The organism is Mycobacterium sp. 852002-50816_SCH5313054-b, assembly GCF_001667185.1.
GTDB lineage: Bacteria > Actinomycetota > Actinomycetes > Mycobacteriales > Mycobacteriaceae > Mycobacterium.
On the sequence record NZ_LZIC01000082.1, the window covers coordinates 1 to 25,224 of the forward strand.

22 protein-coding genes and 1 pseudogene are annotated in these 25,224 nt (G+C 68.1%); 3 read left to right on the top strand and 20 right to left on the bottom strand.

Features of this window, described 5'->3' with window-relative positions; translation table 11 throughout:
• The 14 genes and pseudogenes from A5787_RS17595 to A5787_RS28225 all read right to left on the bottom strand — a co-directional run.
• A pseudogene (locus A5787_RS17595) lies at positions 1 to 529 on the bottom strand (type VII secretion-associated serine protease); the annotation flags it as partial.
• On the bottom strand, positions 514 to 2,043 hold the full coding sequence (gene eccD / locus A5787_RS17600; RefSeq protein ID WP_082977285.1) for a type VII secretion integral membrane protein EccD: 1,530 nt from the start codon (positions 2,041 to 2,043) through the stop codon (positions 514 to 516). The gene eccD and the pseudogene A5787_RS17595, both read right to left, overlap by 16 nt.
• The gene (locus tag A5787_RS17605) at positions 2,040 to 3,068 is read right to left on the bottom strand and encodes a MinD/ParA family protein (protein WP_156763996.1); all 1,029 of its coding nucleotides are present in this window, start codon (positions 3,066 to 3,068) and stop codon (positions 2,040 to 2,042) included. The genes eccD and A5787_RS17605 overlap by 4 nt, the downstream gene beginning before the upstream one ends.
• 126 nt (positions 3,069 to 3,194) lie before the next feature.
• Positions 3,195 to 4,025: an ESX secretion-associated protein EspG gene (locus A5787_RS17610; protein WP_066969262.1), complete on the bottom strand. Its 831-nt coding sequence runs from the start codon at positions 4,023 to 4,025 to the stop codon at positions 3,195 to 3,197.
• 118 nt (positions 4,026 to 4,143) lie between these two features.
• The gene (locus tag A5787_RS17615; protein ID WP_066969265.1) at positions 4,144 to 4,431 is read right to left on the bottom strand and encodes a WXG100 family type VII secretion target; all 288 of its coding nucleotides are present in this window, start codon (positions 4,429 to 4,431) and stop codon (positions 4,144 to 4,146) included.
• A 33-nt stretch (positions 4,432 to 4,464) separates the two neighbouring features.
• Complete coding sequence (locus A5787_RS17620) at positions 4,465 to 4,788, bottom strand: WXG100 family type VII secretion target (RefSeq protein WP_082977286.1); 324 nt, start codon at positions 4,786 to 4,788, stop codon at positions 4,465 to 4,467.
• 128 nt (positions 4,789 to 4,916) lie between these two features.
• Complete coding sequence (locus A5787_RS17625; protein ID WP_066969268.1) at positions 4,917 to 6,113, bottom strand: PPE domain-containing protein; 1,197 nt, start codon at positions 6,111 to 6,113, stop codon at positions 4,917 to 4,919.
• 9 nt (positions 6,114 to 6,122) lie between these two features.
• Positions 6,123 to 6,422 carry a PE domain-containing protein gene (locus A5787_RS17630; RefSeq protein WP_066969270.1) on the bottom strand — a complete coding sequence of 100 codons (300 nt, stop codon included), beginning with the start codon at positions 6,420 to 6,422 and terminating at the stop codon, positions 6,123 to 6,125.
• A 298-nt stretch (positions 6,423 to 6,720) separates the two neighbouring features.
• Complete coding sequence (eccCa, locus tag A5787_RS17635; RefSeq protein ID WP_066969272.1) at positions 6,721 to 10,935, bottom strand: type VII secretion protein EccCa; 4,215 nt, start codon at positions 10,933 to 10,935, stop codon at positions 6,721 to 6,723.
• Positions 10,936 to 10,937: 2 nt separating this feature from the next.
• Positions 10,938 to 12,425: a type VII secretion protein EccB gene (gene eccB / locus A5787_RS17640; protein WP_066969274.1), complete on the bottom strand. Its 1,488-nt coding sequence runs from the start codon at positions 12,423 to 12,425 to the stop codon at positions 10,938 to 10,940.
• Positions 12,426 to 12,428: 3 nt separating this feature from the next.
• The gene (locus A5787_RS17645) at positions 12,429 to 13,259 is read right to left on the bottom strand and encodes a transglycosylase (RefSeq protein ID WP_082977287.1); all 831 of its coding nucleotides are present in this window, start codon (positions 13,257 to 13,259) and stop codon (positions 12,429 to 12,431) included.
• Positions 13,260 to 13,266: 7 nt separating this feature from the next.
• Entirely contained in the window at positions 13,267 to 13,587 is a 321-nt protein-coding gene (locus A5787_RS17650) for a DUF2710 family protein (RefSeq protein WP_231994032.1), read from the bottom strand.
• 308 nt (positions 13,588 to 13,895) lie between these two features.
• Positions 13,896 to 14,816, bottom strand: coding sequence for a hypothetical protein (locus A5787_RS17655; protein ID WP_369829134.1), 921 nt, complete (start codon positions 14,814 to 14,816; stop codon positions 13,896 to 13,898).
• 67 nt (positions 14,817 to 14,883) lie between these two features.
• Positions 14,884 to 15,534: a DUF5631 domain-containing protein gene (locus tag A5787_RS28225; RefSeq protein WP_156763997.1), complete on the bottom strand. Its 651-nt coding sequence runs from the start codon at positions 15,532 to 15,534 to the stop codon at positions 14,884 to 14,886.
• A 256-nt stretch (positions 15,535 to 15,790) separates the two neighbouring features.
• On the opposite strand from A5787_RS28225, the gene A5787_RS28230 reads away from it, so the two are divergent.
• Complete coding sequence (locus A5787_RS28230) at positions 15,791 to 16,030, top strand: hypothetical protein (RefSeq protein WP_156763998.1); 240 nt, start codon at positions 15,791 to 15,793, stop codon at positions 16,028 to 16,030.
• Between the two features lie 124 nt (positions 16,031 to 16,154).
• On the opposite strand, the gene A5787_RS28235 is transcribed toward A5787_RS28230, so the two are convergent.
• From A5787_RS28235 to A5787_RS17690, 6 genes are all read right to left on the bottom strand, one after another.
• On the bottom strand, positions 16,155 to 16,394 hold the full coding sequence (locus A5787_RS28235) for a hypothetical protein (protein WP_066969280.1): 240 nt from the start codon (positions 16,392 to 16,394) through the stop codon (positions 16,155 to 16,157).
• Positions 16,395 to 17,060: 666 nt separating this feature from the next.
• Positions 17,061 to 17,591, bottom strand: a complete 531-nt coding sequence (locus tag A5787_RS27410; protein ID WP_197507227.1) for a hypothetical protein — start codon at positions 17,589 to 17,591, stop codon at positions 17,061 to 17,063.
• 71 nt (positions 17,592 to 17,662) lie between these two features.
• Entirely contained in the window at positions 17,663 to 19,519 is a 1,857-nt protein-coding gene (locus A5787_RS17675; protein WP_066969284.1) for an alpha/beta hydrolase, read from the bottom strand.
• On the bottom strand, positions 19,486 to 19,815 hold the full coding sequence (locus A5787_RS17680; protein WP_066969286.1) for a DUF2563 family protein: 330 nt from the start codon (positions 19,813 to 19,815) through the stop codon (positions 19,486 to 19,488). Before A5787_RS17680 ends, A5787_RS17675 begins: the two co-directional genes overlap by 34 nt.
• A gap of 72 nt (positions 19,816 to 19,887) precedes the next feature.
• Positions 19,888 to 20,397 carry a pullulanase gene (locus tag A5787_RS17685; RefSeq protein ID WP_066969288.1) on the bottom strand — a complete coding sequence of 170 codons (510 nt, stop codon included), beginning with the start codon at positions 20,395 to 20,397 and terminating at the stop codon, positions 19,888 to 19,890.
• Between the two features lie 24 nt (positions 20,398 to 20,421).
• Positions 20,422 to 21,864, bottom strand: coding sequence for a CCA tRNA nucleotidyltransferase (locus A5787_RS17690; RefSeq protein WP_066969290.1), 1,443 nt, complete (start codon positions 21,862 to 21,864; stop codon positions 20,422 to 20,424).
• 110 nt (positions 21,865 to 21,974) lie between these two features.
• On the opposite strand from A5787_RS17690, the gene A5787_RS17695 reads away from it, so the two are divergent.
• Both A5787_RS17695 and A5787_RS17700 read left to right on the top strand, forming a co-directional pair.
• Positions 21,975 to 22,709: an NUDIX hydrolase gene (locus tag A5787_RS17695; protein WP_066969292.1), complete on the top strand. Its 735-nt coding sequence runs from the start codon at positions 21,975 to 21,977 to the stop codon at positions 22,707 to 22,709.
• The gene (locus tag A5787_RS17700) at positions 22,706 to 25,102 is read left to right on the top strand and encodes a hypothetical protein (protein ID WP_066969294.1); all 2,397 of its coding nucleotides are present in this window, start codon (positions 22,706 to 22,708) and stop codon (positions 25,100 to 25,102) included. The genes A5787_RS17695 and A5787_RS17700 overlap by 4 nt, the downstream gene beginning before the upstream one ends.
• Positions 25,103 to 25,224 lie beyond the last annotated feature (122 nt).

Sequence of the window (25,224 nt, forward strand, 5' to 3'; positions counted from 1 at the left end):
TCCTGGGCGCTGTGATCGCCGGTCTGCTCGTGGTGGCCACGGCCGTGCGGCTGCGGAGGGCACGAATGGGTCGCGGCATCGGGATAAGCCCTTGCGGCGCAGCGCCAATGATCGCGCCCACGACCGTGCCGTGCGCGTCGCAGTCCGACAGGCCGTCCTCGCCCATGATGTAGTCACCACCGGGGACCACGGGCAATCGCGGATTGGGCGAAATCCCGGTGTCGATGACGGCCACGGCCACGCCGTTGCCGGTGCTGTATTGCCACGCACGGCTGATGTTGAGCAGGTCGAAGCCGGGCGCCATCTGCGAGACGTCCGGGGTCTTGACGGTGATCGGCGCCGAGCAACTGTTGGCGCGGCGCATCGGTTGGTCCGGCCGCGGCGGCCCGTCCGGTGGCGCCAGTGCCGGATCGACCTTGGGGGGTGAAATGGCGTGGGCGGCAGGGATGTTGCCGGTGATAACGATTAGGATCAGGGCCGCGGCGATCGCGGCGGCCCGGGTGCACGCTGGTTTCAGTGGCGAAGCCACGTGAACAGCCCTCCCAGCGCGGCGGCGGCCGGCAATAACACGATCATGGCCAACACCTCAAGCCATTCGACGGTCAACCGGATCAACGGCCTGAACCGCGTCTCGGGCACCAAAAGCGCTGCGGCCAAACCCAATGCGGCGAAGGCCACCACCAGTGCAACCGGCCAGATCAGCCCGGTCTCGAGACTCCTCGGGCCGGCCAGCGCGTACTTCACGACACCTGCGCACACCGCCGCGCAGGCGCCGCAGACCAGGGCGACCGCCTGGTACTTGGCCGCGAACCCGCGGCCCTGCGTAATGAAGATGCCTACCACCAGGCCGGCCACCACCAGCGCCAGCCACGCCCAACGCCGGCCCGGCGCCAGGACGCCCCACACCGCGACCGGCAGCACGGCCGACACCCCGACGCACAGGCCCACCTGAACCGCATTGACCAACCGCGCCGACGCGGCGATCGCCGCGCCGCGGGCGGTGATGTCGGTGAGTTCGTCGTCCTCGTCCTCGGTTTCGTTCGCGCTCACCGGCGATACGGTGTCCACCGGCATGCCCTCGCGCCGCGCGAACAGGTCACGCCCCGTGATGGATCCGAAGTGCGGCGGTCGAACGCGCGCCACCCACAGCGCGATCGTCGGCGCCATTCGCACCAGCACGAGCACGCCGAACAGCACGCAGATCGACAGCACCTGCACCGACACCGGGCGGAACATCCGTGCGGCGGCCACCGCGGCCACGATCCCGCACACGGTCACCACGGCGGTCGCCGCCGCGGTCTGCCATCGTTTCCGGGTCGCCGCGCTGATCGCGATGGCGCCCAGGATCACCACCACGAGCCCGATCAGCGCGTGGGGGGCGCCCAGCTTCCCAGGCGGTGCGCAGCCGCCCGCGGCGGCCACCAAAAGCACCGTGAGCCAGGCGAACCCGCTGAACATGTCGCGCCGCTGCGGCCATCCCGCGAACACCACGGCGGCGGCGATCGCCAGGAGCACACCAACCCCGCCCGCGACGGCGGAGGGAATCAGGCTGTCGCTGAGGGCGCGTTCCCGCAGGGTCAGGCCCACCACCACACCGACCGCCATGGCCGCGATCACGATCGCCGTGTGCGCGGCGGTCAGCGCCGTCACCGGGGCGAACATCCGATCCCCGCCGTCGCGGCCGAGCCACTTGCCCATGGCCGCCAATGCCGTCGACAGCGATTCGTATTGCGGCTCAAAGGATTCGCCGTCGACGCGGGGCACCAGAACCAGCGTGTCGCCGTCCTGGACGCCGAGCTCGTCGAGGCTCTTGTTGATGTCCAGGCGCACCCCGTTGACCTTGTGCAGCTCGTAGCTGCCCGGCGGCAGCGCCACACCGTCGAATCCCTTGCGCTTCAGGTCGTCGCTGAGCAGCTCGACCATGCCCTCGAAGAAGCCTTCCACCGGTGTTCCCGCGGGGAACACCTGGGAGCACAGGTGCTTGTCGTAGGAAATGTTGACCGCGCACCGGGCCGGGAAGGCAACCTTGTGGGGCGATGTCACTGCTGGGCCCTCTCCGCTCCGGCCTCCGGCACGTATTTGTCGGCCAGCCCGGCGGTGATCTCGAACAGCCGCAGCCGCGACTTCTTCTTCAGCTCGTGGACCGTGTCAATGATCCCGCCCTTGGCGAGGTGCGGATCGAACGGCATCACCTCCACGGTCGCGCCGACCTTGGTGAACCGCTCGGTCAAGTAGGCCAAGGCGTCCTTGTCGACGGCGCTGTCGGCGTGGTTGATGATCACGGTGCTGTGCGACACCAACTCGTGATAGCCCTGGGCGCTGAGGAAGTCGATGGCACGCAGCACCGGACGGGAACGGTCCGCGGTGATCCCCGAAACGAACACCAGGGTGTCGGTGTTGTCCAGGACGGTTTTCATGACGGGGTGTTCGAGGTCCGGGGCGGTGTCGACCACCATGACGTTGTGGGTCCGTCGCAGCCGCGCCAGCACCCCGGCGAACATCGCCGGCACCAGCGGCCTGGGTTGGTCGGATGTCCGGTTACCGGCCAGCACGTCCAGTCCGACCACGTTTTGCCCCAGGTGTTCCCGGATGTCCGCGTAGCCCTGCACGTCGGTGTCGTTGATGATGGCGGTGTAGTCGCCGGGCGGCGACTCGTCGATGCGGTCCGCCAGGGTGCCGAAGCCAGGAACCGCGTCGATCGCGATCACGTTGGTCGGCCGGCATTCGCGGAAGACGCCACCGATGCACGCGGCCATCGTCGAGACCCCGACCCCGCCCTTGCCGGAGACCAAGGTGATCACGAATTGTCGACGAATGTGCCGCCGGATGCGTTCTTTTAATTCGCGATAATGGCGTTCGCCCGGCGATTCCCCGAGATTTATTTTATGGAACGAAAGGTTATAAATGAATTTCCGCCAACCCGAGCCCGGGGGAATTTTTCGGGGCGCGGCTAAATCGGTAATACGCATGGTGTCCGATACCGAATCCCGGTGGCGCACCGCTGGCGGATCCCCCCGCCCAAGCCTCTCTTCGTCAAACATATTGGGGTCATTCCAAGGTGTCGTCACGACCGTCGATGCTAACACGATTCACGATAGGCCGTTTCCGCGATCACTAAACCTCGGAGTGCATTAGAACCGGGTTCGGCTTCACCATTCCCATGATTGGTGTAACGGTCACTTTTGCCGCGTGGATCAGACGACGCGCCGGTAGGAGTACCACTCCTCGCCGGCGGGCAGGTTTTGGATGAGTCGCTGCACGGCCGCCGCGATGTCGCTGCGTGACCCCGGTGAGAGGACCTGGTAGCGCCGCCCGCCCGAAGTCATGCCTTCCACGCAGACCCGGCCGGCCGCGGTGTCGACGATGGCCACCGCCGACTCCCCTATCGCGAGGCGGGCCGTTCTGTCCGGGCCGACACCGGCTTGCACCGCGACGATGGCCGCGGATGCCGACCGTCCGGGATCGGCGGCCATGGTGACGATGTGCAGTTGGTCGACATCCAAACGCTGCTTGAGCAGAAACGATTTCAGGCTGCCGGCGTCGTGCACCGACTCCAGCAGCTCCTTGGTGTCCACGGTGACCGGTCGGAGCGGCGCGGCTTCGGCGACCCCGCACAGCCGCTCGACCTGCCCCACCACCAGCTCGGTGGCAGTCGCCGACTCGCTGGCGGTACCGGCCGGGTACAGACGCACCAGGTTGCCGTGGCGTTCCAAAACCACCCACCAGGTGGCGAACCGGCAGACGGCCGCCCGCGTCGGATCCCGGCCCGGCACATTGATGTTCAGCAGCAAACCGAGGTCGCGCCGCAAGAGCACGGTCAACCATTCCCGAATCATCGGATCGGCGTTGCCGGCCTCGTCGAGGGCGCCGCAGGCTTTCAGTTCCGCGACCACCGGGTGGCGCAGCGCGAGCTCCGGGGTTTCCAGCCGGGGCAGCAAGGGCCGCAACCCCAGCTCGGGGCACAGCTGCTCCACCCCGGTCACCGCCTGCAATACCCACAGGCCATCGATCGTCGTTGTCAGCACGCCACTTTCACCTCAGACAGGTCGCCGGCCACACCAAAGGTGGGGCACATGCAAGGCGTCGGCGCCCCACCTTGGTCTTCGCCCCGACGACACGACAGTGCCGCTGGGGCAGGCGATTTCAGAAAAGGCGGCTGATGTTGGTATCGGTCTGGATCGCTGCATCGAGCACGTGGCCGGTCGTCTGACCGTGCTGGCGCACCGTGTCGATGAGGCCTTGCAGGCCCGACAACATCTGGTATTGCGCGTCGAAGAACCCCGTCGCGCCGTGCCCTGCGAAGAACTCCTGAAGCGAGTTGGTCTTGTTCGCCACGTCCGCGTGGATTGCGTCGAGCTGACCGGCCCGGGATCCGACATCGGCCGCGAAGTCGGCCACGGGGCCCGGGTTGTAAGCGATGGGACCTGTCATGGTTTTTCCTTTCTGAAGCGAAATGGGTTGCGACTAAGCGAGATTTTGGGCGCTGCCACCGAACAGCGCGCGGAACGCGTGCTGCGAGTCGGCCTCGTGGCCTTCCATCAGCGCCGCGGCCTGCTTGAGGCCCTCGGCCAGCCGGGTGCCGCCCGTCAAGACCTTGTTGAGGTCATTCGATACTTCGGACGCCGTCATATGGGAGGCGACCACGGCGTCGCCCGACCAGGTCGACGGGTTCATGACGTTTTCTTGGTTGGCCAGGTAGCCCTGGGCGATCGCAATCGCATGTTCCATGTGCGCTTGAATCGCATCACTCGTGCTTCGCAGCATGTTTGCATCGACAACAATTGACACGGTTGGTATCTCCTAATCCGGTTATGCGGTTTCCTGTTTTGTTTTGTCCCCGTTGGTTTCTCGGGGGGATGCGTCGAAGTGTATGGCGGCGGTCGCGATGTGTCGATTCACCCGCTGAGCAGGCCTTTTCAGACTCTTTCGTCGACCACGCGCACCGTGGCTGGTTGTTCGGATTTCTTGTGGGACCCGCCGTGGCCGCCGGCCGAATGGCCCACCGGCATGCCGCCGACGCCGCTGCCGCCCGCCGCCGTTGTCGTCGTCGGGGACCGCACCGAGTCGACACCCAGCGCCCCGCTGGGACGCAGCCCCACCGGGCGGCCACCGCTGCCGGACTCGAACGCGCTGACCGGGCGAGTGAAGGTGGTCGCGGGCATCCCGGCACCGCCGAGCGAGGCTCCGCCACCGCCGACGCCGCCCGCCGCGCTTGGCGCCGCGGATACCGCACTGACCGCCGAGGCCGGTGCCCCGGCGCCGGCACCCAGTGCGCCGGGGTTGGCGAACATGCCCATCATCGACTGCAGCGGCTGCATCGCGCTCATCGGCGCCTGCATCAGCTGCGAGGGAGCCTGCAGAGCCTGCGGAACCGCGCCCATCAGCGACTGCACCGGCTGCATGAACGTACCCAACTGGCCGCCGATGTCCTGGCCGCCCGACGCCGCATGGCCCGCGCCTTGGGTCCCCGACTGGACTCCCTGGTAGGCCGCGCGCATCCCGTCGCCGGCCGCGGCGTCACCCGCAGCCTGACCGATCGTCGCGGCCGCCTCCGCCGGAGCGGCCGGCGAGGCGCCCATCGTCGCCAACGGGGGCGGGATCGCCAGGCTCTCGGCCAGCCCGGCGAGGATGGCGCCGTAACTCGCGCCGACCGCCGAGTTGTTGGGCCACATCACCCCGAAGTACTCGGTGTCGAGCGAGATGATCCGCGGGGTCAAGGTCCACAACACGCTGGGATTGGCGATGTTGTCGGCCGCCTCCTCGTCACGGTTGGCGTTGCACTCGGGCGCCGGACGCATGGCGGAGTTCGCCATCTGGTAGGCCGACACCGCGGCCGCGACCACCGCCGGCTTGACGTCCACCCAGCCGGCCAGCCCGTGCAGCGACGCGTTGAGCGCCGTGGCGCTCGCGGCAGAACCCGCCGACCCCAGCCCCTGCCAGCTTGCGGAGGTCACGACGGTGTTGATCATCGACGCGCTGGCCGAAGCATGGTGACTGGCGCCCAAGGCCGTCCAGGCCGCTTGGTTGGCCAACACGGTGGCCACCCCGGTGCCGGTCTTGAGCAGCAGGTCGTTTGCTTCGGGTGGACGCGCCGCCCACCCCGGGTCGGGCATAAGTGCCGCTTACAGCCCGAGCGTCAAGGCGCGCGCGGCCTCGGTAGCGGTGTAGACGCACGCCGAGATGCTCTGGGTTCCGGCGAACAATCCGCGCTGCACGGCGTGCTCCTGGACGACACCTAGGTAGGCGCCGCCGCACGCGTTCAGCGCCGTGGCGAACAGTGCCGAGTCGGGGTCATTGCCCATCGGTAGGGTGCCAAGCAATGCCGGCGCGGCCGCCGCGGCCGCCCCTTCAACTTCTGCGCTGACCGCCGATTCGGCCCCCGCTGAGCTCAAAACGGCTTCGGGCGGTACGACAAACGACATGATTCCCTCCGAACATCTCGCAGCCGGTCTCTGCGAATGTCGGCCAGTCTAGTGCCTACCCGCAGATCGCGTATTCACAATTCTTATCTGCTGATCTGGCCGCTATCAAATTCGTGAAGGATCGGCGTTCTGGCGCAATTATACTGGCGTCGAATTAATGCCACTTCTACCCCAGCTGCCGCTGTCGCCACTCCTGCAACGACCGTCACGCTCTGTTGCATATGGTGGGTGACAACTGCTGGCAGGCTGCCACTTTCGGGATGCACACGCTGAAATTGCCATTTTCAGAATTGGCCCGCTATTCGCCGGCAACCATCGACGGAAGGCCGACCAAAATCCCCTCGACGTCGGATTCGTCACTTACCAACAATCCACGCCCCGGCGGCAACGTTTGGGCGCGAAGAAGCCGATTGATCTTATTTTGCGGATCGTTGTCCATATAAAGCTGCGCGACCTTCGCCGACGTTTGATAGCGCCACCACGGGTCCATTTGCAGAGTCGCCCAGTTGGTGCTGTTGCGCGTTGTGAACACGTGCAGACCGACCTGCCGCGCGCGTTCCATCAGCATCCACAGCGCCGCTCCCACCGGCGCCGTCGCGGGGTAGCTCTGCGCCTGCGCCGGCCGCAGGTCTTGCACGTCGTCGATGAGCACGAAATGCCGGGTCCCTTCCCACGGCTTGAGCGCCCGCAACTCCTCCTGACTCAACCCCTTGGGCGGCAGCCGGGGCAGCAGGATCTCCTGGGCCAGTTCGGTGATGACGCGGTCGATCTCGTCCTGGTCGTAGGCGTACGCACGCACATAGCCGGGGGCGTGCAGGTCGCGCAGCCCGTGCGGGGCGGCCTTGGGGTCGATCAGCGTGAGTTGGGCCTCTTCCGGGCTGAACCGGCTCATCACTGCTTCGCCGATGGCGACCAGCGACGTGCTCTTGCCGCAACCTTGCCGACCCAGAATCATCAGCCCGGGGCTCTCCGCCAGCCGGAGGGGAACCGGACCGAGCTGGTGGCGCTCACCGATCGCGAACGCGATCGACAGATCGTCCGCGCCGGCGTGAGCCGCCAGAATCGCGCCGAGCTCAACGCGATCCGGTAGCCGCTGCAGGACAGCGTGTTTGGTGACCCCGGCGACTTCGGCGACGCGGGCGCCGACGTTTGGGGTGCCCACCAGCGTGCGGGTCGCCGGATCGACCATCGCGGGAAGGCCGACCAACAATTCGTGCAGCGAGTCCGTCAGACCGAAACCGGGACGGTCCACGGTCCGACGGGCCGCCTCGCGCGACTCGATCGCCGACTGGCCCATCTGGCTCTCCCCCGGCTCGGCCAGCCGCAGCTGGATTCGCGCGGTGGCGTTCTGCAGCAGCTTCTGCCGCTGCCCGTGAATCCAGCCCCCGGCGCTGCACATCACGTGCACGCCGTATTCGGGACCGCGGCTGCTCAGCGAGATGATCCGATCGCCCAGCACCATGTCTTTGGTGTACAGATCGTCGTAATCGTCGACCACGACGAAGACGTCGCCGAACGGGTCGTTCGGGTCGGTGCCGCCCAGCCCGTCGCTGCCGGGGCCGAACCGCCGCTCGCGGAACCCGTCGAGATCGATGTTCGCGCGGCGGAACGCGTCCTCGCGGGCGTCGATCAACGCGTCCATGCTGCTCAAGATCCGCTCGATGCCTTCGGTGTCCTTGGGCGAGACGATGTCCGCGATGTGCGGCAACGACCCGATCTGGGCCATGGTCGCTCCGCCGACGCAGAAGAACGTCACCCGCGACGGGGTGTACATCATGGACGCCGAGCACATCAGCGTCATCAGCGTGGTCGTCTTGCCGCGCTGCTTGGCCCCCACCACGATGATGTTGCTGCGCAACGCGTCAATGGAATGCACGACCTGTTTGGATTCCTCGGGGATGTCCATGATGCCCACCGGGAACACCAGGCCCGGGTTGCGGCCGTAGTCGACGTGCCACGGCTTGCCCCGCCAGCCGGCCACCACCGCGTCGACGGGCTCGGGGTTCTCCAGTGGCTCCAGCCACGGCCGGCGCGGCGCCCGGTGCGGCACTTTGTGCAGTGACTCGCGCAGCACGTCGACGATTTTCTTTTTCTTGAAACCGTCCTCGTGCAAAAGGAATTCGTCGGGTTCATCGTCGGCCGCCGAAGCGGCCTCCAACGCCGCGGCGTCCGCCTGGTCCAACGGCTGGTATTGCCAGTTGTAGAGCCGGGGCTGGGTCAGGGTCATGTCGACGGTCCGGACCACTTCTGCCCTCTTGGGCACGACGAACGGCGCGGACAGGTAGAAGCAGCGGAACGGCTCCAGGTCACGCGGGCCCACCTTCAGCAGCGCAAAACCGTTTTCTTTCGACGGCAGGTGGTAGGCGGCGTCGGTGCCGATCACTTCTCGGCTGTCGTCGCCGGATTCGGCGCGCAGCGCGATCCGAAAGGCGATGTTGGACTTGACCTTTTGCAGGGAGGACAGGTCCAGCCGCTGCCCGCCCAGCATGAAGAACACATTGGCGCCGCGGCCCTCCTGACCGATGTGGATGATGAGGTTGATCCACTTGTCGTGGTTGGCGAACAGCTCGAGGTATTCGTCGACGATCACCAGCAGCACCGGCACCGGCGGGAGGTCGCGACCGGCAAGGCGGATCTCTTCGTAGTCGTTGGCGTCGCGGGCACCCACCGACGTGAAAAGCTCATAGCGCTGCTTAATTTCGCCGTCGATGACCCTGCGCATCCGCTCGGCCAGGTGTCGTTCGTCCTTGCCGAGGTTCGACAACGCGGCCACCACGTGGGGGATGCCCAAGATGTCCTGGGCCGCCGACTCGAATTTCATGTCGACGAAGATGACGTTGAATGTCTCCGGTGAATGCGTCAGTGCGATGCCGTAGACCAGCGACAAGAAGAACTCTGACTTGCCCGAGCCGCTGGTGCCGATGACCACCGAGTGAAAACCGAAGCCGCCGAAGTCCTTTGCGCGGATGATCACGTTTTGTAACTCGCCGTTGGGTTTGGCGCCCACCGGGATCTCGCACCACCGCTCGTCGCCGCGGCCGCGCCGTTCGGTCCACAGCCGATCGACATCCAAGTCGCGAGGATCGCTGATCCCCAACGCGCGCAATAGCTCTGCCGCTCCGCTGGCGGAGTCGGCGATCTCGCTGCTGCTTGTCGGGGACCACCGGGCCATCGCGCGCGCATACCGGTAGGCGCGCGGGATCGACAGTTGATCGGCGTGGGCGAAGAACTTGCCGCCGGCGCGCAGCAGCGGTGCGGGGCGGCCATCATCGTCCTCGAGGGCGTCGCCATTCGGCGCCGCCTTCACGGAGCCGTTGGTCGAGCCGTCTGCCGCCGCCATGTGCCGCTCGCTCATCTCGTACAGCTGGTCGCGGTCGAACCCGACGCCGATGCCCGCTCGGGAAGCGATGCGCAGCACCGTGATTCCGGCCTTGCCGACCTGGCCTACGACGCTCTCCCACGCCTCGGGGCTGCCGGTGTTGTCGTCCACGATCACCCAGTGCGGCCCCAGGTCGGCCCCGCTGTCCGGTTGGCCGGTCTCCAAGGCCGAGCCGATCGTCGTCGGGCTGGCCGCCGCCAGCGGTGTCCACTGGCCACGCCGGCCTTTCATATGCAGCTCGGCTCCCAGCGCGCCCTCCAACTCCTCGGGTGTGGCGAAGATCAGCCGCCGCCACCCGCACGCGTCGAACAGCTCGTCGTGCAGGTTGTGCGGCAGCCACACCATCCACGACCACAACTCGGGGTTGCGGGTCACCACCATCAGCTTGACGTCGCGTGGATTGTGGAACACCGCCAGCGAGCACAGCACCGAACGCATCAACGACCGCACCCGGTTGAGGTCCTCACCGACGAAGCTGAACCCCGGGGCCGAGCGCAGGTTCACCACCTTGGCGATATCGCGAATCTTGCGCTGTTCCAAGATGAAATCGCGCAAAGCCTGGCCAGTGACGGGCTCCAGTTCCTCATCCGAGGAGATGTCGGGCCAGGTCACCGACAACACCGAATCCGGAGCGTGCTGAACCCCGGTGCCCAGCCGCACCTCCAGGAAGTCCACGTCGGCGCGCCCGCGCTCCCACATCCGCGGGCCGCCGATGATGGCGCCGAGCCCGCGCGGATCGGAATGCACCGCCTGCTGCCAGTTGCGCTGTGCGCACACCGCGTTCTGGATCTCGTCGCGGTTGCCGTCGAGGTCGCGCAGGTAGCGGCGCCGGCCCTTTTCCAGCTCCCCCCAAGTGATTTTTCGCGCCCGCCCCAGCCGGCCGGAAAACGCCAGCATGCTGAACGCGCCGATCCCCATCAGCGGGAAGAAACCCGTCGACAGGCTGCGCACCCCCGAGACGTACAGCATCACGATCGTGCCGATCAGCGCGACGATCAGCGCCGGCACCCCGATCATCACCCAGATGTTGCGCGGTTCGCGTTCGGGGAGAGCTATCGGCGCATTCGGGGCTACCCGAACGGGTTTCGGTGGCTGGATCTTGATGCGTTTGATCGGAAACGCCCTCTTCGACACTTTTAGCCTCCTCCCGCCCTTGCCGATGTCGTCAGCACGTTCGCCTGTCCGAGCGCCGGCACCGTGTCGCGCGCCACCAACGCGGCCTGTTGCGACAACGCCGGTCCCGCAGCAAAAGTCCGCAACAGCGGCCAGGGCGCCTGAACCGCCATCGCAGGATCCAGGCCCAGCGCACGCAGCGTCGAATCGTCGGAAGCGATGCCGAACCGCACGCCGTTGTCGGCCACCCAAAACAGCGACTCCCGCGAGTCGCTGGTCACCACACCGCTCGTCGACGCCACGAAGTTCGCCGCACCCGGTAGCACCAGCACCTGATTGGCCACAACCGACGCGGGATCGCGGTCGTCGCGGACGAGGCGCACGATCCGGTTGTCCATCGACGAGGGAACCGGTAGTCCCCGCCCGTTGTAGACGGCGACGCGAGCCTGCGGATCTGTCGACGCCTTCTCCCACCCCACGCAAGTGGCGGGATTGGCCGCGGAGTCAATGAAGTTCAGCCGCCCGGTCGGGTAGTAGTCCACCGTCAAGGAATTCACTTCGGGAATGTTGACCAAGACGTCCGGGGTCACCGTCCGTGGCGTCGCTGAACCATAGGAGTTTGCGCTGCGCAGCAGATCGGCGACGAAGCCGCCGATCTTTTGCACACCGTCGGCCAGCAGCACATAGAACTGGCTTCCCCCACCGGCCGTCTGGTTCTGCAGCACCGCACCCACCTGGGAGCCCGGCAGTAACTTCGACGGGGTTCCGGCCTCGGGCACCGTGGGCACACGGAGCGGCTCGGTGGCGGGCAGCCCGTCGAACAGCGCACGCGAAATCTCCACTGGCACAGTCACTCCCGGGTCAAGCCCCAGGCTCAAGGTCACCGCTCGGTCGGTGGGATCGACCTGCGAGCGCTTGCCGCCCCAGATCACGTAGGTCGCGCCCTCGAACGACACGAGGAGTCCGGCGTCCTTGGCCATCGGCATCGCCCGGCCACCCATGAGCTGGCCCGCGATGGAGGTCACCACCGGCTTGTCGGCCGTGCGCGGCCTGCCCGCCGTGTCGCACACGGCCCATGCGGACGCGGCACCACGGTTGACCGGCATCGCCGCGGGCGCGCCCGGAATGCCGACCAGCGGCCCCGTCGGATACTTGGCAATCTCGGGTGGCTTCACCCACGTGGGCTGCCCGGCGGTGCCCGTTGCCAGCCGTGCGGAAGTCAGATTCAGCGCCGGATACAGACGGCCGTCGATGCGCGCATAGATCGCTCCGGACTCCCGGTCTCCGATGATCGGCGAATCGCCCACCACCCCACTGGGTTTGAGGACGTTGAGCAGCACCATCCAACCCGAGGCGATGGCCACCAGCACCACCGACAGCGCCAAAGCCGCGGTCTGCTTGCGGTCGTCGTGCTTCATTCGCACCGAGAAGCGGGTCGTCGCCGCCCGGAGCCGCCGGTTGTAAAACAGATGGCCCGAATTCTGGTCGCGGTTGGACAGGCTCAATGGCATTGGTCAATAACCCCTCGGTCCGCGGCGGGGATCGGCCTGTGGGATCCGATTCGCCAGATCAGACGCGTCGGCGGTGACGCCGTACCGGCCCCGCGCGTAGTTGATGAACGCGCATGCCTGCGCTACCAAGTCATGGATGCTGGCCGACGTGCCCGGCTCGTGATACGCAGCGAACGTCGGAGCGATGAACTGCCAGGCCCCTTTGCTCGGTGTGCCCCTGGCAGCGTTGGAATCCCCGTTGTTTTCGGCGTACGCGTCGTAGTTCGACTCGCGGCGGGCCACCAGGTCCATGCCGCGCTCCCACCGGGCTCGCGCTACAGGGTCGTGAATACCCTTGATGTCCAGAGCTTTACGGATCGCGGCGCGGACGGCTAATGCGCGTGGGCGCGGATATCGCAGCCGCCGCAGCCGCAGCGCCAGCAGCCGCGCCCGGGCATGCGACCCGACGATGTGGCCGTGCTGGGCGCGCAGCCGCGCAGCCATTCGAGCCATCGTCTGGCGTCGACCCATCGGTGTATCGGCCGCCGGCATGGCATCGGCAATCGCGGCGTCCAGGTTCAGCCGCGTCGCGGCGCTCGCGGCCGCGTGATCGGCGCGCGCTCTCGCCTGGATCGCGTCCAGCCTGCCGTCGGCCTCCGCCAGCCGGCGCAGCGTTGCCGCCGAGGCTCCCGACCGCACTGCCGCCCGCGGCGGACACCCGCCTCCCTGGGCGGCCCGTCGTATCCCGTCGGCGCGCGCCTGCACCCCCGCGGGGACGTCACCGAGACCGCGGCTGGCGTCGGCGCCGACGAAAAGGCTGTGGCCACGTGACAGGGCCGCCACCGCCTGCGTCATCGCGGGATCACTCAACGATTCCCCCACCGTAATTCCGATCGAAATCGGCCTGCGCCTCTTCGCGCAACGCCTCGAACACCATATTGAGCCGATCCATCAACTCCCGACAGGTGTAGGACGTCATCACGTGCGGGGCCAAGGACAGCCCGGTGAGCCGCCCGTCGGAATTGCACACCGCATAGACGTCGCCGACGTCGGCGGTAAAAGTCACCGCCTCTTGGGCGGCCAGCACCGCCTCCCACTTTTCGAAATTCGCCTTTAGGTCGGCCAGAACCTGATCGACTAATGCCTTATCCCCTGCCGCATCCGTATCGGACACCTCAGCCACAACTCCCATAACTTCTGGCCCATGTACCGGTTACCGGTCGGCTGGCTCGATGGTCCGCTGTGCCGCAAGGGTTTTCGGCAGCATCTGCGTAGCCGACACCGACCTCACGGAACCCAATCCGGCGGCGTTTCGATAATGGCCACACGGCAATGACATTACTGCGTCCGGTACGGCCCGACCACTCAGTTCTGATCGCACTATTAGTGGCCATCATTGGTCGCGGGACTGAGCGCATTAAGTTCCTGAATACAATTTGGGGGCCCGCGGTCTGAAATCGGCATTTTCAGTGACCCCGGAGCAGGCGGCGGCTAATCCTGCTGCGGCTCTTCGTCCGTCGGCACGATCACGATCCGCCGGTTGGGTCTGGTAACGACGGGCGGTTTGCCCTCCGACTTGGCGACCGGAACGCTAGGCGGTGCGGTCAAGCGGCCCTTCACCGGCTGGCCATTGGGGATACCCGGGACGGTCAACCGCTTTTCGGCGGGCTTGTCCTTACTGGCGCCCTCACCGCCGGCGCCCATGGCACCGGGCATCATCGGCATGCCGGTCATGCCCATCGGCCCGGACTGCGTCGGCGTCCCACCGGTCTGCGTCACCGTGACCGGCTTAGCCGAGGCCGCCGCGGGTGTCGTGGGAGGCGACGACGACGGCACGGGTGGCGGGCCCATGAAGCCGGTCGGCGTCGTGCCGCCGCCGCCGCCGATGCCGCCACCGCCACCGGAGCCGCCCCCGCCCTGGGCGCCGCTGTCCAGCACGGCCTCGTCACCCGACATGCCGGTCAGTGCGGCCTCCGCAGCTCCGCCGCCCTTCGCCGCTCCCATCAGCGGCTGGATGGCGCTCTCCGCGGCCTGCATTGCCTGTTGCGGGAACTGGGTGAGCGGTTGCATGATGCCGCCCAGCGCGCCGGTGATCGCACCTGCGATACCCGAGGCCATTTGCGGAATCATTTGTGCCAGCTGCTGGAACTGCTGACTCGATTCGGCCTCGTTGGCCGGGAACTTCTGCGCCGCGTCGAGGGCATGCGCCCGACGATCGGCTTCAGCTGCAACGCTGGCCGCCTGATCACCGGGCACGCCGAGATTGCCCAGCTGAGCTAGTCCCGCGGCCGCCAAATCAGTCTCTGTTCCGCCGCCGCCGGGCATCGGGTTCGGCCCTACCGTCGGCGGAAAGTGAGGCGCCGTGGGCAGGGTCGGACCATCGATGGATATCGGCCGTCCCCCCGTAGTCATGAGCGCACCTCAACCCTCGAACCATCCCGTGTGTCGAATGGTAGAGCCCCAGCGGCGTGATTTGTAGTCACCGCGATTTTGCCGAAACGGCTTCGTACCAGGCCACGTGGTAGTGCGCGAGGGATTCATGCCCCGCAATAAGGGCGTCGATGGCGGCCAGAAGCATCCAGTCAGCAGCCGCCGACAACTCGTGTGGATCCTCCATCGCTTTCTGGTAGGCGACCTGCTGCTCGTGCTGCAGCACGTCGATTTCGTTGTCGGTAACTCCGGTTCCTCGGCTCGCGGCCCGTGCCAGAGTCTGGGCGATCCGCGGCAACCCGTCACGTCGCCGCACTGCCTCGACGAGCGCGGGGCCCAGCTCGTCCACTTCTGGCCCTGCGCGTGCCACGCGATCGCCGGTAAGAGCCGGGTCGTCGGGCCCTGGCCTCGCGATGAATCCGTTGGCTTTGTGCACCGCTGCGGCCGTGACGACGCCCAGCAGGTCGACGACGCTGGCGTCTGCTCTGCGAAGGGCCGGCTCCAGCAGCCGATTCACCCCGACGGGGATCTTCACGTTCGGCGGGATCCAACCGCAACCGATGCTGCTGACCAGAAGCGTGGTGCCATCGTCACGCAGTCCGGCGGCCCACGACAGGCCGGGAGCCTGCCGGGCTACCGCCTCGACGAGGCGCTGCAGCCGCTGCTGTTCAGCGGCACGACTTGAGACATCGCCCGCCACGGCACCCGCCGTAGCCGCCAACGCCGACGCGCTCGCGGGGGATGCTGCGCTTGCTCCGGCCTGGCTGGCTGCTGCGCCCCGCTGGACCGTCGACATCATTGGGCTGCCAGCCGAAGGCGACGTTGACGGCGACGGTGCGACCGGTGCACCAGACACTGGAGTAGTCGGCGGCGACACCGACGGCGCGGCGACGACCGGGGGGCGCAGGTCGGAACCGTAGGCGGGCAGTGGACCCGCCGGGGCGGCGGGGCCGCCAGTGACCGGGGCCATCGGGGTGGACACCGGCATGGCTGCCGCGACGGGCAAGGCCCCGCCCGTCGACGCCAGTGGTGCGCCGGAGGCGGCGGGGGCCTGTGCGCCCGAGGCATGGTCGACGGCTGCGGATTCGACACCGGAAGCACCAATCGTCGGGGCGGATAACGGGGGCGCGACGGGAGCCTGGGGTGGCGCCGACGACGACGAAGCAGCGTTGGCCAGCCCCTCCGACAAGTTATGAGCACCCGCCGCTGCTGGCTGACCCGTCATCATCCCCTGGGCGAATGAGTTCCCCAGCTGATTCGGTGAGAGGCCCCCAAGGCTGGCAGCTGGTGAGAGCCCACCGCCCGCGGGTAGTGGCGAACTCACCGCTGGAGCACCTGGGAGGTGCCCACCACCAGGAGGGGCGGCAATCGGAACGCCAGTGCCCGCACTGATTCCAGATTCGCCCCCAGCCCCATGCGAACCTGCCACCGGGCCCCCATCCGCCGTGTAGCTGCTGCCTCCGGGCGTTCGACCACCAGCACCACGGGCACCCGCCGGCGGGCCGCCATGGCCAGTGGTACCGCCGCCAGCACCGCGGGCGCCCGCCGGCGGGCCGGCATCTGCAATCGCACCCTTCGGCTGACCGCCCGGGCCTGTCCCCTGATTCTTGAGGAATTCCTGCGGCGATATCGACAGGCCTTCAGCGGTGAGAATTCTCTGAATAGCATCCGTGATTGCCGCCACGGCTGCAGCTGACTTATGTGCGGCGAATCCGTTGGCCTCGGCGATTAGGTTCTCGATTTCCGCGGCCTTCACCGGTGCCGGCTCTTTCGAATTTTCAACATTGGCAATTCGCTGATTGTAATCGTCGGCGATACCTCGAAGACCCTCGCGCAAACTATCGATCGCATCCGCGCCCTTCTCAAAGGCGTCGGCTTTCGCTTTGTATTTCTCAGCTAAATCCAGGTGGTGTTTCTCGCCCTGTTGAAAGCGGGAGACGAGATCGTCCACGGTATGACCCTGGTTATGGGCCGCCAGTTGTGTCCACTGGCCACGCAGATCCTGTGCGTATTGTTCCTGCTGCTGCTGCTGCGTTCTCCAATGCGCGGCACCGGCTCTCAGAGTGGCCGACGACTGCGGCCACCAGGCGCCGATGAGCTCCGCCGTGTGTTTCCCCGCCGGCAGGTCAGCTCCCATCAAATCTCCTAAACAGACACTAGTTCGTCACAAGACGATCCGGTCCCGGCCTACAATGCCGTCATTTTGCGCACAGCCACGGCGTGTCCCTAACGGCAGATCGCCGCCATTGCAGCGTCAGTTTTAGTTATGTCGTCAAGCGTCATCTGATATAGCGGTGATGAAGCATCGGTATCGCTACTTACTGCATTGGAAGTGCGATAGGCCGAAGCCAGCGCTCGTGCAGCATCGCGATCATTCGCACTCAGCGCTGGATTGGTCGCTGCCGCGTCAAGCAGCCCTGCTCCATTAACCAGTGAAATGCGAGCGAGGGCCCTATCTGACAAATTCGTATCAAAATGGACGGAGCGGGCGGCGAGTTGATAGGCCGCACACAGCTCTTTTTTAGCGCCGGCGACCTGGTCGGGAGTGAAGCTCGGGGTCGGCGTAGCGGGCGTCGGAGCCTTGCCGGCGGCGTCCGTGGCCGGTCGAGTGAGAGCGACGATGCCAACAATGAGTGCGGCCGTCGCAATCAGTCCAATGACGACCAACCCGACAGCAGTAAGCCGACCAGAGGCGGGCTTCCGTATTTGCGCGGGTGGTGTCCACTGCGCCGCAGGAGGCGGCTGGGGATTCATCACCTGATCAAGGCTAATCGCCAGCACGACGATGTCACTTCAGACCAGGCCGACGCCTAGCCCGATAAGCCGCGTCAATGGCGATGCCCAGACGTCGCCGGTCGCGCGACTTCCGGGTCGACCCATCCGCCCACGCCGTATTCGCCGCGGTGCCGCGCGGTCATGCCGTCGTGTCGCAGCGCATCGCCGTGGCCGGACACCACGTCGGCGATGCTGAATAGCGATTCCGACCCCTCGTCGAAGTAATGCGTGTGGTCGTAGAGCGGATTCGCGACATTACCCGGCACCTCGGCTTTGAACCGGGTGGAACCGTAGCCGTCCTCAGCAGGATCGTCTCCCAGCCCGCCGAAGTTCAGGCCGATGAGCCCGGGCCCGGTCACACGGCCGGGCGACCAGGTGACCGCGTCGCCCGAGGCCGCACCGACATACAGGTGGCCGCCGGAAGACAGATGGAAGTCGGCCGCCGAATGCGCAAGATCGGTGCCCGGGGAGCCGACCAGCACGGCGTCGTCGGTGTGCATCCCGTAGGTCGCCGCATCCGCAACGACCGTGGACCCATACGAGTGGCCGACCACGGTCAGGTGTGTCGGCGCACCCTCGTGGGTGACGGTCAAAGCGTTCATGTCGGCGGTCAACGTCTGCGCGCCGGCGCGCGCCATGTCCGGTTCCCGAAGGCCGGCGTCGTACCAGTTGTCGGGTGCGTCGTAGCCGACCCATGTCACCACCGCGGTCGGCTTGCCCCCGTCAGCGCGGACGGACTCCTGGTACAACCGCACGCCCTCCGTCTTGGCGAGCGTTCCCTCGCGGACACCAGCGCCGGCCCCCTTCACCAGCACCGCGGTGTTGGCCGCCGTGTCCGGGTTTCCCACAGCGATGGCCGCGGCGCCTTCGCCGCCGAACGCCTCGGGCTGATATTTCAACAGAAATACCTCCGGACGGGTCTGCCCCAGGGCGGCCTCCGAGGCTTTCAGGCCTTGCTGGGTGCGCCAAGCATTGGAGTAACGGGTGCTCGCGAGGGACGTCAGTCCGTAGTTACCGGGGCAGCGGACCGCCTCGGCCACCGACACGCCGTTCCGCGCGGCAACGTCCTCCACGCGACGAAGGTCATCGCCCATCACCGCCTGGTTGACCGCGCTCCGCGCGGCGACCGGAACACCGTTGAGGTTTCCCAGTTCTGGTCGATGGTCGGCGATCAACCGGCTTCGCTGCGCAGGCTCGAGCGTTCGCCACCACCGGTTGACCTCGTCGGCGCTCGACTCCGGCGGGGGAATCGGCACGGACGCGTCGGGCTTCCCCGCTTCCGAACCGTCCACCAGGTACAGAACCGTCGGGGCGTAGCCGTCGGTGCGCAAGGTGGTCAGCGACGTGTCCAAGGACCGCGAGTAGTTGCTGCGTTCGGACCGCAGCCGGCCCACCGCCGCCGCGGTGTCGTCAATGGCTTCCTGCTCCAGAGTGCGGATCAGAGCGTCGAGCGCGGATCGATCCTCCGCCGTGAGCCCGATGTCGCCCTCGAGAGTCAGCGCCTGGCCCAGTAGATCGTCGACCTGCCGCAGCCGATCCTCCAAGGCCGAGATCTCCTGTGCGGCTGCGCGTTGCGCTTCGGCCAGGGCCGCCGCGACGCTTTCCAAGTCCGCGCCGACCTTGGGCAGCTGCAGGGACTGGGTACCGACGGACTGCATAGTGCGCCGCATTTCGGCGAGGTCGTTGATCGGATTCTCGCCGTTCGCCCGATTCCAGGACGCCTCGAAGCGGCGGCGCGCCTCCTCGAAGGCCGCCGCGGATTCCGCGGTGCACCGGCCGGCGTCGTGAAATGCCTGCGCCAAAGCGGCGATGTGCGCCGGCTGCCCCGCCTGCAGGCTTGCGTTGATCGCCCAGGGGTCGCCGCCGGCTTCGGCTATCAGGTCCCGGCTGCTGATGTGTCGGAAGTCCATCGCACCGCTCGCTCTTGTGCAGCGTTGCGGTCGTCCATGTTGGTGAAGCCGTTGGCGGCGGAGTGAGCGTTGTGGCCGAGCCCGGTCAGTGTCTCGTGGTGAGCCTGCAAGTTTTTGACGTGCTGCCCCTGCGCTGCGGTCACCGCCTCGCGGAACGCCTCGGCCGCGGGGAAGCCGCCGAACATGCCCGACGCGAGGGGCGCCCGCGCCAGCTGGTCGGCCCCCTCTCGGGCGTGCCCGCCGGCGCGGTGAGACTGATCGGCCCCCGAGTGCAGCAAGTCCGTGTCGACGAACATCGCTAACCCCCTTCTTGACTCGTTGTAAAGCTATTAACGCCTCGGTTGCCGGTCAACTCAGTCCTTGCGCGGTTACAAGTTGCTGGCTCCGTCGGCCAGCCCGTCGCCGTCGGCGTCGGTCAGACTGACGTTCCACTTGCCGTCGCCGTCGGTGTCGATGTACCCCGTCACCCCGCCGTCGGCGGCGCACAGCACCCGGTCGGCCACTCCGTCACCGTCGGTGTCGAGCAGCCGGTCGTCGGGCCGACCCTGGCCGTCGAAGTCGACGAGCGGACCACCGGTGTGCTCGACACCGTCGAGCCCGAACCACCGCAGCTGCCCACCGCGGTCAACGGCCACTCCCCACGTGCCCGAGCCCTCGTCGGTAAACCACGCCTCGGGTCTGCCGTCATTATCGAGATCGAGGGCGGCGTGGTCGGCCATGCCGTCGCCGTCGAAATCCGCCAGCGCGTCGTCCTGCATCCCATCACCGTCGAGATCCAAGCCGATCGCGTCGAGCCGGCCGTCCCCGTCCAAGTCGAGGTTGGGCTGGCCGTTCCAGATGGCCGCTGCGCCATCATCATTCGCCAGGCAGTAGTCCACGCCTACTCGGACGCGGGGCCGGCGCTACTCGTTCCCGCGGGACCGCCACCAGGACAGCAGCTCCGCGGTCGCCTCCTCGTTCGTCATCGGGCCACGCTCGAGCCGCCGCTCCTTGAGATGCCGCCACGCCTCGCCGACCTGCGGGCCCGCCGGGATCCCGAGCAGCTCCATGATCTGGTTGCCGTCCAGGTCCGGGCGCACCCGCGCCAGGTCCTCCCGGGCGGCCAGCTCGGCGATCCGCTCCTCGAGCCGGTCGTAGCTGGCCTGCAGCCGCGCGGCCCGGCGCTTGTTGCGCGTCGTGCAGTCCGCGCGCACCAGCTTGTGCAGCCGAGGCAGCAGCGGCCCCGCGTCGGTGACGTAGCGGCGCACCGCCGAATCGGTCCACTTGCCGTCGCCGTAGCCGTGGAACCGCAGGTGCAGGAACACCAGCTGCGAGACGTCGTCCACCATCTGCTTGGAGTACTTCAGCGCCCGCAGCCGCTTTCGGACCATCTTGGCGCCGACCACCTCGTGGTGGTGAAAACTCACCCCGCCGTCGGGCTCGTGTCGCCGCGTCGCGGGCTTGCCGATGTCGTGCAGCAGGGCGGCCCACCGCAGCACCAGATCGGGCCCGTCGTCCTCCAGCGCGATCGCCTGGCGCAGCACCGTCAGCGAATGCTGGTAGACGTCTTTGTGCTGGTGGTGTTCGTCGATGGCCATCCGCATGCCGCCGACCTCGGGCAGCACCACCTCGCCCATCCCGGTCTCCACCAGCAGGTCGATGCCGGCCACCGGGTCGTCGCCGAGCAGCATCTTGTCCAGTTCGGCGGCCACCCGCTCGGCGCTGATCCGCTCCAGCTGCGGGGCCATCTCCTCGATCGCCGCCCGCACCCGCGGCGCGACGGTGAAGCCGAGTTGCGACACGAACCGCGCGGCGCGCAGCATCCGCAACGGGTCGTCGCCGAAGGACACCGACGGCGCCGCCGGCGTGTCCAGCGCGCGCTCCCGCAATGCCGCCAAACCGCCCAGCGGATCAACGAATTCGCCTGGGCCCGCCGCCGTGACGCGCACGGCCATCGCGTTGGCCGTGAAATCGCGGCGCACCAAATCGTCCTCGAGGCGATCGCCGAAACGCACCTCGGGTTTGCGTGACACCTGGTCATAGGCGTCGGCGCGGAACGTGGTGATCTCCAGGCGGTAGTCGCCCTTGCCGACGCCGATGGTGCCGAACCGGATCCCGGTCTCCCACACCGCGTCGGCCCACCGGCCGACCATCTCTTGCACCTGTTCGGGGCGGGCGTCGGTGGTGAAGTCCAGGTCGGGGCTGAGCCTGCCCAGCAACGCGTCGCGCACCGAACCGCCGACGAGGTACAACTCGTGGCCGGCGGCGTCGAAGATGGAACCCAGCTCGCGCAGCACGGGGGCGTGCTTGTTCAGGGCGACCGCGGCGGCGGTCAGCAGCTCGGCATCCTGGGCGGCGTCAGGCACGTTCGATCAGCGTAGTCGGGTGACGCGCATGACACCGACGCTGCCGTCGCACGGCGGCCCAGCGGCGAGTATGTCCTGAAGAAGGACCCCCGCCAGCTACTATCGCTTGGGTGTCCGACGCCGAACAAGCCAGACCACGTCGCCGCCGGGGGCGCCGCCGGCGTCGTGGCGTCGGCGGCGCGGCGGAGAATCCCACCGACACCCCCACGAACGGCGACGCTCCAGCGACCAAACCGCGGCGACCCCGCCCGCCTCGCCGCGTGCCGGAGCGACTGAAGACCGTCCACGAAACGTCCGCCGGTGGCCTGGTCATCGACGGTATCGACGGCCCGCGCGACGAGCAGGTCGCCGCGCTGATCGGTCGCGTGGACCGGCGCGGACGGATGCTGTGGTCGCTGCCCAAGGGGCACATCGAGGTCGGCGAGACCGCCGAACAGACCGCGATCCGTGAGGTCGCCGAGGAAACGGGTATCCGCGGCAGCGTGCTGGCCGCGCTGGGGCGCATCGACTACTGGTTCGTCACCGACGGCCGCCGCGTGCACAAGACGGTGCATCATTACTTGATGCGCTTCTCGGGCGGCGAGCTGTCCGACGAGGACCTCGAGGTGGCCGAGGTGGCCTGGGTGCCGATCCACGAACTGCCGTCGCGACTGGCCTACGCCGACGAGCGCCGGCTGGCCCAGGTGGCCGACGAGCTGATCGACAAGCTGCAGAACGACGGTCTCGACGCGCTTCCGTCGCTGCCACCCAGCACGCCCCGGCGGCACCCGCAGACGCATTCGCGTACCCGGCATTCAGACAAGCGCGTCGCGGGCCGGAAGAACGGTCACGGGCCCGGGCCGTGACGTCGCCGCCACTCTGCTGGACCGGCTTGTTGCGCCTCGCCGCAGTGGTTGCCATCGTGGCCGGTTCTGCGGCGCTCGTCGGACCCGCCCCGCGCGTGGCCGCGGGTGAGCCCGGGGATACGCCGTTCGTCCGGGTCCGCATCGATCAGGTGACCCCCGACGTGGTCACCACGACGAGCCCGCCCGTCGTCACCGTCAGCGGCATGGTCACCAACATCGGCGACCGCCCCGTCCGCGACGTCATGGTCCGGCTCGAGCACGCGCCGGCGGTCGCCGACTCGGCGGCGCTGCGCACCTCGCTGGACGGCAGCACCGATCAGTACCAGCCGGCCGCCGACTTCCTCACGGTGGCCCCCGAGCTGCAGCGCGGGCAGCAGGCCGGCTTCACCCTGTCGGCCCCGCTGCGCTCGACGAACAAGCCGTCGTTCGGGATGGAGAAGCCCGGGATCTATCCCGTCCTGGTCAACGTCAACGGCACACCCGACTACGGCGCCCCCGCCCGGCTCGACAACGCGCGGTTCCTGCTGCCCGTGGTAGGCGTGCCGCCCGACCACGCCGACGACGTGAACTCCGCCGTCGCGCCCGACACCTCCAAACCCGTGTTGATCACCATGCTGTGGCCGCTGGCCGACCGGCCGCGCCTCTCCCCCGGCGTCCCGGGCGGCACCATCCCGGTCCGGTTGGTCGACGACGACCTGGCCACCTCGCTGGCCACCGGCGGCCGGCTCGACATCCTGCTGTCCGCGGCCGAGGTCGCCACCAGCCACGACGTCGACCCGGACGGGGCCGTCAGCCACGCGCTGTGCCTGGCCGTCGATCCCGATCTGCTGGTCACCGTCAACGCGATGACCGGCGGCTACGTGGTGTCCAATTCGCCCGACGGCCCCGCCCAGCTACCGGGCACCCCGACGCATCCGGGCACCGGCCAGGCCGCCGCGACCGAGTGGTTGAACCGGCTGCGCACGCTGGCCCACCACACCTGCGTGGCGCCGCTGCCCTACGCCCAAGCCGACCTGGACGCCCTGCAGCGCGTCAACGACCCCGGGCTGAGCACGACCGCCACCACCGGCGTCGGCGGCATCGTCGACCGGATCCTCGACGTCCAGTCGACCGGCGGGGCCACGCTGCTGCCCGACGGCCCCTTGACGGACCGCGCGGTCAGCCTGCTCAGCGCCAACGACAGCACGGTCGCGATCGCCGCCGGCAACCTCTCCGCCCAGGATCAGACGAGTGACACCGGCGCCGCCGTCGACACCGCGCCCAGACGGCTCTCGCCACAGGTGCTGGTCGCGCCGTTCGACCCCGCCGTCGGGGCCGCGCTGGCCGGCGCCGGCAACGATCCCGTCGCCCCCACCTACCTGGACTCGTCCCTGGCCGTTCGGCTCTCGCACGACTCGGAGACCGCCCGGCGCCAGGACGCGCTGGGCTCCATCTTCTGGCATTCCCTGCAGCGCGACGCCGCGCCGCGCACCCAGCTCCTGGTCCCGCCCGCGACATGGAGCCTGCGGGCCGACGACGCGCAGGTCATCCTCACCGCGCTGGCCACCACCATCCGGTCCGGTTTGGCGGTGCCGCGACCGCTGCCGGCGGTCATCGCGGAGGCCAACCAGCCTGGTAAGGCCCCCGCCGAGCCGGCCCAGCAGGCGGGCCTCGACGGCTCCGCGCGCGGCCGCATCAGCGACGACGTGACCGGCGGCATCGCGGGCCAGGTCGGCCGGCTGTGGGGGCTGACCTCCGCGCTGAGCACCGACGAGCGCACCGGGTTGACCGGCGTCCAGTACACGGCGCCGCTGCGCGAGGACATGCTGCGCGCGTTGAGCCAATCCGAACCGCCGGACACCCGCAACGGGCTGGCCCAGGAGCGCCTCGCCGTGGTCGGCAAGACGATCAACGACTTGTTCGGCGCCGTCACGATCGTCAACCCGGGCGGCTCCTACACCCTGGCCACCGAGCACAGCCCGCTGCCGCTGGCGCTGCACAACGGCCTGGCCGTTCCGATCCGGGTGCGGCTGCAGGTCGACGCCCCGCCCGGGATGCGGGTAACCGACGTCGGCCAGATCGAATTGCCGCCCGGATACCTGCCACTGCGGGTGCCGATCGAAGTCAACTTCACCCAGCGCGTCGCCGTCGACGTGACGCTGCGGACCCCGGACGGGATGCGGCTGGGCGACCCGGTTCGGTTGTCGGTCCATTCCAACGCCTACGGCAAGGTGCTGTTCGCCATTACTCTGTCCGCCGCGGCGGTGCTGGTGCTACTGGCCGGACGCCGGCTGTGGCACCGGTTCCGCGGCCAGCCCGACCCCGCCGACCTGGACCGCCCGGACCCACCCCACGCCGGCCCCGCCGACCTGCGCAACGAGATCGACGACCGCGTCGATCAGCACAGAGTATGAGCCCCGCCCCTCGTCACGCGCAGGCCCAGGCACCGCGGCAGCCGCACCGCGTGCCACCGTCTGCGCGCCGGATCCGCCCCGGTCCGCCGACGGGTCCGCTGCCACCGGTGCCGGAGCTGGCG

Bases quoted from the DNA above. Each gene is read 5' to 3' on its own strand.
- A5787_RS17615 (WP_066969265.1), bottom strand. From the start codon at position 4,431: ATGACAGGTCCCATCGCTTACAACCCGGGCCCCGTGGCCGACTTCGCG.
- A5787_RS17625 (WP_066969268.1), bottom strand. From the start codon at position 6,113: ATGCCCGACCCGGGGTGGGCGGCGCGTCCACCCGAAGCAAACGACCTG.
- A5787_RS17630 (WP_066969270.1), bottom strand. From the start codon at position 6,422: ATGTCGTTTGTCGTACCGCCCGAAGCCGTTTTGAGCTCAGCGGGGGCC.
- eccB (WP_066969274.1), bottom strand. From the start codon at position 12,425: ATGCCATTGAGCCTGTCCAACCGCGACCAGAATTCGGGCCATCTGTTT.
- A5787_RS17645 (WP_082977287.1), bottom strand. From the start codon at position 13,259: ATGACGCAGGCGGTGGCGGCCCTGTCACGTGGCCACAGCCTTTTCGTC.
- A5787_RS17655 (WP_369829134.1), bottom strand. From the start codon at position 14,816: ATGACTACGGGGGGACGGCCGATATCCATCGATGGTCCGACCCTGCCC.
- A5787_RS28235 (WP_066969280.1), bottom strand. From the start codon at position 16,394: ATGCCGGCCCGCCGGCGGGCGCCCGCGGTGCTGGCGGCGGTACCACTG.
- A5787_RS17675 (WP_066969284.1), bottom strand. From the start codon at position 19,519: ATGGACTTCCGACACATCAGCAGCCGGGACCTGATAGCCGAAGCCGGC.
- A5787_RS17680 (WP_066969286.1), bottom strand. From the start codon at position 19,815: ATGTTCGTCGACACGGACTTGCTGCACTCGGGGGCCGATCAGTCTCAC.